Below are 12,433 nucleotides of genomic sequence, written 5' to 3' on the forward strand. Positions count from 1 at the left end.
ACCATACCGTCATCCATAAATGACAGCATTACTATATACGCACATAGCCACTGTTAGGTTTCAATTAACCTCTACACTTTTGTACAGTACTCTAGAGTCATGTTCTTTTTGCATATACAATATCCCATTTTAACCCCTTGCTAAATCTCTTCGATCAGGAGCCGAAGGAGCCCTTTCCAGCCAACCATTTTCAATCATAATATTTGCCCCGTCTGCTGCTAATTCTCCAATCTCAATGATTAAGCGGCCATAAGCAGCTGCCAAGTCTCTTCTTGGACTCCCCCCCATACTGGCCCCGTAGTAACCGACCCCCGCAGCATTCAATGCTGCTGCCTGAAACATCATTAGTTTATCGGAAAACACAGGTTCTTGAGATGCTGTCGGGATTATTCCCCACGAAACGGGCGCTGGCACGTTACTTTCCTCTAAAAACTTACTGAAAACGTCACTATGATGCCGGACTACCTCTGCCCCTCTTGTCATGTATTGGCGAACGGCTTTTGATTTTGCCACTTGAGAAAATCCCGTCAGCATAGAGATTTCTAGTGCATTTCGGTATAAATTCGTAAACAAAAAGGAGATTTCAATGCATGTGAGGGCTCGTTGTTCTCCCATCCATCCCGCTAAAAAGTGCTGCTTATGAACAAACTCTGGCTGCTCTGGATACGGAATGTAGGGAGGACGAATATACAGCCCTTTTTCCAGCAATACATTTGTTGAACGGTTAAACAACTGAGCGGATGATTGCAAACAAGATGTGTAAAATTCGCGAATGTCATGGCGGGTTGAGGTTGGAAGAGCTACACTATGAGTGTTTAATCCGACCGCACCCAAACCTTGAACGTAATACAACATGAATTCATCACTAAAAAGCCTTGGAGCTTTTACATTTACATCTTGTTCGGTAAATCCGACCGGAATAGGATGTCCTTCAGTCTTATAAATATCCGTGATCATAGCAGTCTGTGCTTTGGCTAATTTTAACGCATATTCCAGGCTGGATTTCACATCCGGATCTTCTACATGCTCTAAAAAGTAAGAAGTGATACAACTGGCCAATGTATTATTCAAATACGAACCAAATAATGCCGATAGTTCACTCGATGTTAATTTAATATGATCATGACTTATTTCCATAAGAAATACCTCCGATTTAATCTGCTATATATAAAATTCCCTAAAAGAAAAAAATATAAGAGACGACCATATTCCCGTATGTCATATAGTATTTATGTATCTTTGACTCTACTCCTGATTCAAAAACCTAAATTTCACCATTCAATATATATTTTCAAAGTTGAAATTTCAATTCAGTTTTAACCTGGATGACGTCATTCCACCCTACGAGTTTTACAAAGGAGGTCGGCCCCGTCATGAAACCTCAGTAAAATCAACGGTTTCGTGACAGGGCCGTTCGTTAAAAATCTGTTTTTATGATGAGAATCTCTATAAGAGTTCTGCGTTAGAACTCTTTTTTAGCTTGTCTTTTTGGAACTCAAATCTTTATCAATGATTCTTTTAATTTGTTCTTTTAATTGATCAGATTTAGGACCAAAGATAGCTTGGATATTATTTCCTATCTCCAACACACCAGCGGCACCGAGATTTTTCAATCGTTCTTTATCGACATGTTTGACATCGTTTACGGATACTCTTAAACGTGTAATACACGCATCTAGATGGGCGATATTTTCTTGTCCGCCAAGCGCTTCCAATATATGATACGGCAGTTCGTTTGTTTCGCCGTTGCTTGTTTCTGTTTCAGCTTTCTGATCTTCACGTCCAGGTGTTTTCAAATCAAACTTGCGAATGGCAAAACGGAAACCGAAGTAATAAATCACGGAAAGTACTAAACCGACTGGAATGACTAACCACCAATCTGTCCTGTTTTGCATGACACCGAATAAGACGTAATCTATAACCCCTCCCGAAAACGTCATGCCGATTTTGACATTTAAAATTTGCATGATCATAAATGATAACCCTGCGAATACGGCATGGATGGCAAATAAGATTGGGGCCACGAATAAAAATGTGAACTCAATCGGCTCCGTAATACCTGTTAAAAATGATGTTAATGCAGCTGACCCCATAATTCCCGCTACATACTTTTTATGCTCAGGACGCGCTTCATGATACATGGCTAATGCAGCTGCCGGTAGACCGAACATCATAAACGCAAATTTCCCCGTCATAAATGTACCGGCTGTTAACTCTACACCGTCTTTCAGTTGGGCAAAGAAGATTTTTTGATCGCCTCGAATGACTTCACCAGCTTTATTTACATACTCTCCAAATTCAAACCAGAATGGTGAATAGAAAATGTGATGAAGTCCGAATGGAATTAATGAACGCTCAACGACTCCAAATATAAAGGCTGACATGGTAGGATTAGCGTCAATCATATTTTTTGAGAATGCATTTAATCCATGTTGAACCGGCGGCCAAACAAAAATCATGATAACACCGATGATAATGGCCGATACACCTGTAATAATCGGCACAAAACGTTTACCTGCAAAGAATCCTAAGTATGATGGCAATTCAATATTGAAATAGCGATTGTACATTGATGCTGCCAATATACCAATAATGATACCCCCAAAGACTCCTGTCGCTAAAGTCGGAATTCCCAGTATACTTGCAAATGCCGGGTTTGTCCCAACCTGAGCTGGATCTAACTGGCCTGTTGCGATTAAAATCGTGCTCATCGTTTTGTTCATGATCAAATAACCTACGATAGCAGCAATCCCCGCAACCCCATCACCACCAGCTAAACCAACGGCAACCCCCACTGCAAACAACAGCGATAAGTTACCAAAGATGATATCGCCTGCTTGTGACAAAACGTTGGATACGAGCTGAATCCACCCTGCTTCAAGGAAAGGAATAGCTGCCAATAAAGTGGGATTTTGAAGAGCTGTCCCCACTCCTAGTAAAATTCCCGCTGCCGGCAAAATCGCAACCGGAAGCATTAAGGCTTTTCCGACTTTTTGTAATATGCCAAAAAGCTGTTTAAACATAAAATAACCTCCTATATTTCTGTTATGCAATAATTAACAAACGACTGAATACATACCTCTCTTTTAAAGCGCTTTCTTTTTTACAATCAAAAAAGGCATGAGCAAAAAATGAAATAATACGATTGCAAAAAGGACAACAACACCTTTTCGCAATCGACATTTCACTCTTTCACTCATGCCTGATCGAATCAGTAACACGTATTAAAAGAAATGACGGTTATTCAGCTTGTTAACTAAAGATACAAGTTCACTAATTAAAGCGCTTCCATTTCATGAAGCTTAATTAGTGATTGATTAGTTAATAATCTAGCATAGAAATTTTCTCTTTACAAGATATTTTTTGAACTTTCAAATTTCCCACACCTGATATTTATATCATTACCGATCTTTTATTTTCCTTAAGAATGCTAAATTCGTAAGGGGTTCCCCGTTTATAACCTATTAGTATCGGGTAAGCTAGGGAAAGAAATACGGAGAAAAATATGAAGGAATGGAGAATCCTAATGGCTGCTGAAACGAAATATTTAAGCTATACGGCTCGATCTGCCTACTCGTCCCGCAACTTATGGGCAGGCATCTTGTTCGGGCTTGGTTTCGTTGCCTTTATAGATGAAACCCTTTTTCATCAACTGCTGCACTGGCATCACTTTTATGATAAATCCACAACGGATATGGGACTCGTCTCGGATGGCCTATTCCACGCCTTTAGTTGGTTTGCGACAATTGGATCATCCTTTATGCTGGCGGACCTTAACCGCCGGAACGCCTGGTGGCCTGCAAGATGGTGGGGAGGTATACTGATCGGAGGAGGTGGATTCCAGTTATACGACGGGATTATTCAGCATAAGCTGATGCGGATACACCAGATTCGCTATAATGTGGATATTCTTCCCTACGATTTAATATGGAACATCCTTGCTGCTGCCATGCTTGCAGCCGGTATCGTTCTTACTATACGTACACGACGCCACTCACAACAAACAGGAGGAGCTGCCATAAATGAACAATAATCACCTTCATCACGGCAGCGGTGTTTCCTTTGACCTTATCTTGGCATTACCATTTTTACTGGCATTAATTGTTTATATTTTTGCTGCGGCTCTATCCAATCGTCGACACAGAAGATGGCCGCTCTACCGTTATACCTTCTGGGTTTTCGGGGTGGTTTGTGCTGCCGCTGCTGTGGCCGGTCCCCTGGCAGAACGTTCCCATGTTGATTTCACGGCGCATATGATGGGTCACTTGCTTCTTGGGATGCTCGCACCACTCTTTACTATTCTCGCCGCCCCGATAACTCTCCTCTTACGAACACTTAGCACACTTTGGGCGCGACGTCTTTCACGCGTGCTGAAAAGCTGGCCGATGGGCATATTGACTCATCCCATCGTCACGTCTTTCCTCAATGTTGGAGGGTTATGGATTCTCTACACAACCGACTTGTACGCGGCGATGCAGCAGAACGCCCTTCTGCACATAGTCATACACATCCATGTATTCTTAGCAGGTTATCTCTTCACTTTGTCCATGATTTATATTGATCCGACACCCCATCGGTTCAGCTTCATCTACCGGGCAATCGTGTTGGTCATTTCCTTGGCGGGCCACGGAATCCTTTCCAAGTACATCTATGCCCATCCCCCTGACGACGTGCCCGCAGCACAGGCTGAAATTGCAGGAATGCTTATGTACTACGGGGGCGATGCCATTGACCTCATCCTGATCTGGGTATTTTGCTTTCAATGGTTTAAAGCTGCCCGACCTCGAACATCGTTGTCTATGGAACAGTGAGTGCATAAATATCTATTATCCAACATTAAAAATCAAAAGGTGACAGGAATAAACCTATCACCTTTCTATTCGTTCGTATATACTATAGGTTTCTTTTGTTAATGACTTTGTCGATGATTCCATATTCGACTGCCTCTTCTGCACTCATAAAGTAATCGCGATCTGTATCCTTTGCCACTTTTTCAACAGGCTGGCCTGTATGTTCGGCGATAATCTCATTAATATGGCGCCGCAGCTTCAAGATTCTCCGGGCCGAGATTTCAATTTCCGTCGCCTGGCCCCTGGCTCCTCCAAGCGGCTGATGAATCATGATTTCACTGTTGGGAAGAGCAAATCTCTTTCCCTTTGTTCCCGCGAGGAGCAGCATGGCTCCAAATGATGCCGCCACCCCCATGCAAATCGTACTAATCTCCGGCTTAATATGTTTCATCGTATCAAAAATTGCAAATCCTGCCGTTGTAGATCCGCCTGGACTATTGATGTAAAGGGAAATGTCCTTTTCAGGATTGTCAGCTTCCAAGAACAATAATTGGGCTATTACACTATTTGCCAACTGATCGTTAATTTCATCTCCGATAATGATAATACGATCTTTCAAAAGACGGGAATAAATATCATATGAGCGTTCGCCCCGGTTTGATTGTTCAATTACATATGGAATTGTAGCCATTAAACTTCCTCCCTTTTTAAGCTGCCATGCAGGAAAGGTTAAGAGGTAAAGCAGAATATTTTTGTTTAGCCAGCTTAGGAACTTCTGCCAGTGAAGGTATTTTTGATATGCTATCAATTAATATAGCCGGATCCTCGGCTTGAAGAGATATATAAAACAGATCATGCAGCAGCTCCCTATCCTCTCCACTCCAGTAAGAATCCACCACTTGAAGCGGGGTTTCCTTTTCGAATCGTTTTTTTGCCCTGTGAAGTGAGGATTTGACCGCCATTTCTGTAGTTTCTAATAAATCGGCAATTTCCCTCGTTTGATAGCCGAATGCTTCTTTCAGCGCAAAAATGACGGCTTGTTTTGGAGTTAAATTGTTCATCAATAGCTCCACAGTATCCAACAGCCCATCTGGAATGGATGCATGTTCTCTTTCTAATACATCCTCAAGAACTCCGATAGTTTCATGCTTTCTTTTTCTAATAATGTCAATCCAGTGATGGTAAGCAATCTTATTCAAGAGTGCTGCGCTTATTTCGGATGGACGATAATACTGGAGAGCCTTCACGAAAGCTTCCTGTACAAGGTCCTCCGCGTCCCATTTGTTTTGAGCAAGAAAACGGGAGTATTTTTGAAGACTCGGATATAACTCATTTAACCGACTTTTTTCATCATCTGACTCTACACATTCATTGGCAGAAAAGCTTCTTCTGGCAATCATTCTGTTCACTCCTTTTGAACCTCTCTTGCCCTTATAACGTCTGTAAGGGAGAAAAAGATACGGGCGAGATAAAAATTTTTTAGCTATATTAGAGTTTAGCGCTGATTTGATGTTAAACAACCAGCCGTCTTAATCGATAAGACGAACATATCGGTTTGTTTCCCATTCCCTGACCTTGTGAATTCAGATTTTTGTCATTTATACCTTGTATTGCTTCCAACTTTTATTTCCCCTTTTCAGCGGGTTTCTCCCGATTGTATCCGCTCTTTCCATATGGTTGAAGTTTATCCAGCCATGCTTCTTCAAGCTTTTTCAACTCACTTTTTGCATCAAAATATCCGGCCTCTTTCTCCTTTAAAACCTCTAACACTTCAAAAACAAAGGCTTCTTTTCCGAATTCCTTCCACTCACTTTGGAGCATTTTGTTTGTATTCGTCCCTACTTCCAACTCAAACCGCTTTCCGCTTAACGTCTTCAAATTCCTTGTGCTTCCAACGAAAATTTTCCCGTTTTGAATGTTTTTAATTTGGTAAACCCCCGCTTCCGTCTTTGTTTCCTTGTAAAGCTGCTTTAATTCCTTCTTACGATCCATCGTTTGTTTCCCCTTTCTATATATACATTCTATTTAATAAATTGACACATCTTCATTCCATCAAGAAGCATTCACAATCGGTTACCCGGACCACTTGAATACACCCTCAAAGGTCGACCTATGCGATGGCGCCAACCCTGCAAGGGCGGTGTCAGCCGCGTAGGTCTAGAAGATTTGGCATGATCGTTCTTTTGTCATGCTGAATCTTCTAAATCGATTTATATATTATTTCTTCAGCCAGTACTCGCTTCCATCAGGCTTTCGATCCAAAAAACCGTACTCAATTAAATATCTTCTTAACAAAACATAATCATGATAAACGGCTTGCAGTACCTCATTGATTTCCTTTTCTCCGTACATCCGCCCGCTTGTTAGGCGCTGTACGATTTCCCTTAGAACGACCAGCCTGTGCTTTTCCTTTGGCGGAAAGGCTTTTAACGGACCGTCACTGCCTCGCGGAAAATACTTCTTGACGACTCCTTCTTTTTCTTCCTGTGTGACGTGATACCGTTCATCTACCATTCTTGCTGTTTTATGAGGGGCTACAAGAGCCGGCGCATGTTGATCCTTTTCCTTTAAAAGTTCCATCATCGTCAAAAACATCTTTGCCTGCCGTTCCTTCTCCTTTAAGACAAAACGATGATTTCGAATGGTGGAAGCACTGCCAATCCCCATTTCCTGTTGAATTTCTGAATCGCTTTTTCCTTGATAAAAAAGACGGAGAAGTCGGCTTTGATGATCGGTAAGACCCGTTAATTTTTTATCCAGCTCAATTAAGTATTCAAACACCGATTGATGGCTATTCTCGATATGAATACTCATATACCTTTTGGCTTCATAGAGAACGCCGCGTTCAGGGTAAATGATCCCTTTTTCGATTTTTTCACCGCAAAGCAAGCACGTATAATCATTTTCCTCTTCAATATATCCTCGCTTAAGCTCTTCCAGCGATGCGTTCCAAAACAAATCTGAAATTCGCATGACACAAACACTTCCTTATTACGTTTGGTTTATAACAAACATTTTATTATATCGTTTATATAAAATCAAACATATTTCATTTTTGTTTGTCATTTAACAAACATTCCGTTATATGTTTATTTCGATAAGTGTTCTCTCTTTTTCTTTAAATCATGAAATTCTAACTCTGGAACATAAAAAACTCCTCGAATCGCATTCTACAGGAGGTGGTATAAGAGCATTTATATATTTTTTGGTCTTTGCCCATTCCATCCTATTCATTTCATTTACCGTATAAAGCTGATGAAATCATTAGGAATTAAAAACCAAGAGCTCAGACTGTGAACAAGTCTGAGCTTCATTAACCATTACTTCCTCCCCTTTACATCATCCATAATGGTTCTCCCCGGGTAAAACGCCATCTCTTCATTAACCGGATCTTCTTTAGCCGTCAACCCTTCCACTTCAATCTTAAAAACCGCGGTTTTACTGCCCATCGATGAGCGGTATGTTTCCACATGCTTTATTGACAATGGCGATTGAAAATAACCAGGAACATGTTTATCCAATAAATGCTGCAACGCTTCTGTCGCTTCGCTTAAATCCTCGACAAGCTTTACCTTTCCAAACAGCATGACGCTGAAATAAGCGGTACCGACATTGGCCGGAACCGGGTCGGCAATCGTTCCAAGTTCTTCACTCACGGTAAAACAAACGTGTTCATTCGCTCTCATCACTTCATATTTTCTCCCTGCGGCTGCACCATGAAAATAGATAGCTTCGTTTGCCCAGGCAAAATTCAATGGAATGACATAGGGAAGGTTCCCGTCGCATAATCCTAGACACCCCACTTTTGCAGAAGATAAAAACTCATTGATTTTTTGCGAATCCTTACACTCTTTCATGCTTCTTCTCATTGCTTTCACTGTATTTACCCCTTTCGGTCATTTTGTTATGATTATTGTAAGAACATTTTGACCTTTCGAAAAGTGACAGTTTTTATCTTTCAAATAGGGTCAGAAGGAGGATTACATGCATATTTTGTCTCCAGCATTGGACAAACAACACCCCGATCCTTTATACGTTCAGCTCTATGAACATATAAAGCGGGATATTATGAATGGAACCTTACACACTGGGATCAGGCTTCCTTCCATCCGCAATCTTGCCCATCATTTGCATATAAGCCGCAATACGGTCGAAACCGCTTATCAGCAGCTGCTTGCAGAAGGATATATTGTCAGCAAACCGAAAAGCGGGATGTACGTAAATGAGCTGGATTTGGACATCATCCAGCAAAAAACGCCTCCCTCGCCTAGCCTGCATGAAACATCATGTTCTAATCCCTCTCCTGATCTCATTGATTTTGAATATGGAAGCGTCGATATGAGTGCGTTTCCTATGAATCTATGGAAAAAATACAGCAACCAGGCGTACAAACAGGAAATGAAGGAATTGACATCTTACGGTCACCATAAAGGGGAATATTTGCTGCGGAAGGAAATCGCAGCCTATTTATATCAGGCACGAGGGGTTGATTGCTCGCCGGAACAAATCATCATCACTTCAGGCACCCAGCATTCACTCAATTTATTATGTGAAACTGTGTTTAAGAATTATGATCATTTTGCAATTGAAAATCCCGGCTATGACCGCGCCCGCTATGTGTTTGAAAACCACGGTTTCCGTGTTACACCTATTTCCCTTGATAAGGACGGTCTTTCTATCAAACATCTAAGAACCAGCAGGGCAAATATTGTTTATGTGACTCCTTCCCATCAATATCCACAAGGGATGGTCATGCCCTTCAACCGGCGCCTTGAACTATTGCAATGGGCTGAAGAAACAAATGGATATATTATCGAAGACGATTATGACGGTGAATTTCGTTACGAAGGAAAACCGATTCCCGCCTTGAAAGAACTAGACCAGCATGAAGCAATCATTTATTTGGGGACATTCTCAAAAATGCTGCTTCCTTCGCTTCGAATTAGCTATATTGTCTTGCCGCAGCGTCTCGTTCAAACGCACGATGCTCTGTTTGAAGCTTACATCTCGACTGTCCCGAGAGTTATTCAGTACACGCTTTATTTCTTTATGAAAGACGGAGAATGGGACCGGCATGTTCGGAGAATGAGGCTCCTATACCAAAAGAAACATCGCCTTCTAGTCGATTCGTTGATTGGGTATTTTGGTGAAAATGTAGAAATCATTGGGGATAAAGCCGGCCTGCATTTATTGATTAAAATGGATACCCTTCTCACCGAAAAAGAACTGATCGAAAAAGCAGAGAAGTTTGGCGTCCATGTCTATTCCATCGACAAATACCGGCTGTTTCCTGAAACAGAGGAAAAACCGCTGCTTCTGCTCGGGTTCAGCCAAATTCCCATCGCCCAAATCGAGGAAGGGATTAAGAGATTAAAAGAAGCGTGGTTTGATTGATTAAATAAACCCCAGTATGTTATCTTTTATTTCCCTTCATTTTTTCGTTTTTTTATAGAATGTTCCACTTAAACAGTACGGGAAGTACAGGGATCGTGAAGAAAATGTCAAGACTTTTTACAATGATATAGATAAACACTTCAATAAATCGCAAGACATATAGTGTATTAAATTAAGATAAGAAGGTGGCAAAATGAGGTATACATCCCCTGTTATAACTGGAGGCTATCCAATCCAAATTGGCGGATATTCCACTATCCCTTTTCATCCATTTCAGGATTTTCTTCAAAAATACTGGCATCAGGCCCATCTACATCATCACGTAAATCCTCAATATTTCTATTACGCCCATCCCCCTGTTTTTTATTATTATTAAGATACTGAGATGAATAAATCCAGCCAATGTTAAGGTGCCTATTTTAGGAAAGCTGAAGGTTAATCGACCTTCAGCTTTTAATTATTATTGAATACATTTATTAAGTTGGATATTCTGAAGGCTGTATAAAGACTATGACATGGTTGTAGTACGAGTTCATAAAATAACCGTTCCAAAAACGCAAACCTAATTTACTAGCGTTCTATCTTTTTTTGACTACTTTTGTCGGAATGGTTGATTTTTGTAAAGAATGTATTAAAATAATGTAAAGATAATGTAAAGATTACATCAACATTCTTGACAAATGAAGGAGGTATACTTTATGACAGTAGCTGAATATTGCGGCAACATGGAGTCTTCCATTCTCCAATTCATTTTTTCTTTAACAGACGACATCCGCCAGAGAATTGAGCAGAAAAAATTGTTTTATAAAGAACAAATCGTACGCTATGCCGAAAAGCAAATCGATTTTTTCTTTAAAGCCTACAATTTAAAAAACGCTCTCCTGCACAGTTACAAGCACGAAGCATACAACACGATCATGTTTAAACTAAAAAACATTTTAAAGGAGCATAACGTCTTCCAATGTGTATAAACGCGGTCACCACATAAAAAGAGAACTTTCCTTTCTACTATCGACTAGTAAAAAGTGAAGTTCTCTTTTGTATTTTAGCTTTTGGCTTTCTCCCGTTCGTTCATCCCATCACCTTAAAATTCAATCCCTTTTACGGCTGGAATTCCTTCATTATAATAATGTTTGACCGGGTTCATCTCCGTTACCAAATCGGCACATGCTTTTATTTCCTGCTTTGCCGAACGCCCTGTCACAACTATGTGCATGGCTCGCGGTCGATTCTGAATAACATCGAGTACTTCGTTAAATGGAAGCACATCATCGATTGGAAATTTATCAATCGCCAACGCATTGTTTAATTCATCTAAAATCACCACATCATAGTGTCCGGATGTGATTTTCTCTTTTGTGAACAACCAGGCTTTTCGCAATGCTTCCCGATGTTCTTGAGGTGTTTTTGTCCAAGTGAACCCGACTCCTGTTTGATGAATTTCCACACCTATTTTATCGAACATGATTTTTTCACCGTATGTACGATCGGGGGATTTGATGAATTGGATGATCAATACTTTTTTTCCCCGTCCCGTTGCCCTTAAAGCCAAGCCCAGTGCAGCTGTCGTTTTTCCTTTCCCATCACCTGTGTAGACGAGTAAGAGTCCTTTCTTTTTATCCACTCTCCTCATTCCCTTCTTACAGCCATGTTGTTTTTTCTGCAAACGGCGTGCGTTTTGGAGCTTTGGCGTTTTCCCCAGACTCCCCATCTGGATAGCCGATAAACACCGTTCCAATAATTTTTTTATTTTCAGGGGAACCAATAAACTCCCATAATCGACCGTCACGAACAAGGCCCACTCCTCTTGTTCTCCATACAAAACCGAGACCAAGCTCCCTGGCGGCGAGCCACATTGAATGAATCGCACAGCATACGGCATACTCATTGTCTTCTGACGCTTCTTCATCGCCTGGTACGATGTCAGCTGTAACGACCATCACCACTGGTGTATTTTTTACGACTTTCAATGAGCTTTCGACTAAATTCGGCTTAGTCGGGAAGCGCTCTTGCAAGTATTGTTCCGACAGCTGTTCATAGTTCCGTTTCGCTTCTCCCTGCATGACATAAAAACTCCACGGCTCTCTCATGCGGTCGTTCGGTGCCCACACTGCAGCCTCTAACAGCTTCTCGATTTTTTCCCGCTCTACTTCCCGCGGTTCGTAATTCCTGATTGCTCTTCGTTTTTTTAATGCTTCCACAACTGTCATACTGTCTCTCCCTTTCTTCCAAATTGATGATTTTGAGCA

The 12,433-nt window shown here is 41.1% G+C and carries 12 protein-coding genes and 1 pseudogene; 4 read left to right on the forward strand and 9 right to left on the reverse strand.

Features of this window, described 5'->3' with window-relative positions:
- Positions 1–129: 129 nt before the first annotated feature.
- Entirely contained in the window at positions 130–1,137 is a 1,008-nt protein-coding gene (locus BK575_RS19040; RefSeq protein WP_078412722.1) for a DUF3231 family protein, read from the reverse strand.
- Between the two features lie 368 nt (positions 1,138–1,505).
- A pseudogene (ptsG, locus tag BK575_RS19045) lies at positions 1,506–3,023 on the reverse strand (glucose-specific PTS transporter subunit IIBC); the annotation flags it as partial.
- Positions 3,024–3,526: 503 nt separating this feature from the next.
- On the opposite strand from ptsG, the gene BK575_RS19050 reads away from it, so the two are divergent.
- Both BK575_RS19050 and BK575_RS19055 read left to right on the forward strand, forming a co-directional pair.
- Positions 3,527–4,033, forward strand: coding sequence for a DUF2243 domain-containing protein (locus BK575_RS19050; protein ID WP_078414868.1), 507 nt, complete (start codon positions 3,527–3,529; stop codon positions 4,031–4,033).
- Complete coding sequence (locus BK575_RS19055) at positions 4,023–4,811, forward strand: cytochrome c oxidase assembly protein (RefSeq protein WP_078412724.1); 789 nt, start codon at positions 4,023–4,025, stop codon at positions 4,809–4,811. Before BK575_RS19050 ends, BK575_RS19055 begins: the two co-directional genes overlap by 11 nt.
- 82 nt (positions 4,812–4,893) lie before the next feature.
- Here the strand turns inward: BK575_RS19055 and clpP are convergent, their stop codons facing one another.
- The 5 genes from clpP to BK575_RS19080 form a co-directional block, all read right to left on the reverse strand.
- Complete coding sequence (gene clpP, locus BK575_RS19060) at positions 4,894–5,481, reverse strand: ATP-dependent Clp endopeptidase proteolytic subunit ClpP (RefSeq protein ID WP_078412726.1); 588 nt, start codon at positions 5,479–5,481, stop codon at positions 4,894–4,896.
- Positions 5,482–5,497: 16 nt separating this feature from the next.
- Entirely contained in the window at positions 5,498–6,190 is a 693-nt protein-coding gene (locus BK575_RS19065) for a sigma-70 family RNA polymerase sigma factor (protein ID WP_078412728.1), read from the reverse strand.
- A 223-nt stretch (positions 6,191–6,413) separates the two neighbouring features.
- Positions 6,414–6,782: a GIY-YIG nuclease family protein gene (locus BK575_RS19070; RefSeq protein WP_078412730.1), complete on the reverse strand. Its 369-nt coding sequence runs from the start codon at positions 6,780–6,782 to the stop codon at positions 6,414–6,416.
- A 225-nt stretch (positions 6,783–7,007) separates the two neighbouring features.
- Positions 7,008–7,763 (reverse strand): DUF2087 domain-containing protein, encoded by a 756-nt coding sequence (locus BK575_RS19075; RefSeq protein WP_078412732.1) that lies wholly within the window; start codon positions 7,761–7,763, stop codon positions 7,008–7,010.
- A 347-nt stretch (positions 7,764–8,110) separates the two neighbouring features.
- The gene (locus BK575_RS19080) at positions 8,111–8,659 is read right to left on the reverse strand and encodes a pyridoxamine 5'-phosphate oxidase family protein (RefSeq protein WP_078414869.1); all 549 of its coding nucleotides are present in this window, start codon (positions 8,657–8,659) and stop codon (positions 8,111–8,113) included.
- Positions 8,660–8,774: 115 nt separating this feature from the next.
- On the opposite strand from BK575_RS19080, the gene pdxR reads away from it, so the two are divergent.
- Positions 8,775–10,184, forward strand: coding sequence for a MocR-like pyridoxine biosynthesis transcription factor PdxR (gene pdxR, locus BK575_RS19085; RefSeq protein WP_078412734.1), 1,410 nt, complete (start codon positions 8,775–8,777; stop codon positions 10,182–10,184).
- 698 nt (positions 10,185–10,882) lie between these two features.
- Positions 10,883–11,155 (forward strand): hypothetical protein, encoded by a 273-nt coding sequence (locus tag BK575_RS19090; RefSeq protein WP_078412736.1) that lies wholly within the window; start codon positions 10,883–10,885, stop codon positions 11,153–11,155.
- 113 nt (positions 11,156–11,268) lie between these two features.
- Here the strand turns inward: BK575_RS19090 and cobO are convergent, their stop codons facing one another.
- Both cobO and BK575_RS19100 read right to left on the reverse strand, forming a co-directional pair.
- Positions 11,269–11,817, reverse strand: coding sequence for a cob(I)yrinic acid a,c-diamide adenosyltransferase (cobO, locus tag BK575_RS19095; RefSeq protein ID WP_235867419.1), 549 nt, complete (start codon positions 11,815–11,817; stop codon positions 11,269–11,271).
- A 7-nt stretch (positions 11,818–11,824) separates the two neighbouring features.
- Positions 11,825–12,394 carry a nitroreductase family protein gene (locus tag BK575_RS19100; protein WP_078412740.1) on the reverse strand — a complete coding sequence of 190 codons (570 nt, stop codon included), beginning with the start codon at positions 12,392–12,394 and terminating at the stop codon, positions 11,825–11,827.
- Between the last annotated feature and the right edge of the window lie 39 nt (positions 12,395–12,433).

Source organism: Priestia abyssalis, from assembly GCF_002019595.1.
Lineage (GTDB): Bacteria > Bacillota > Bacilli > Bacillales > Bacillaceae_H > Bacillus_BA > Bacillus_BA abyssalis.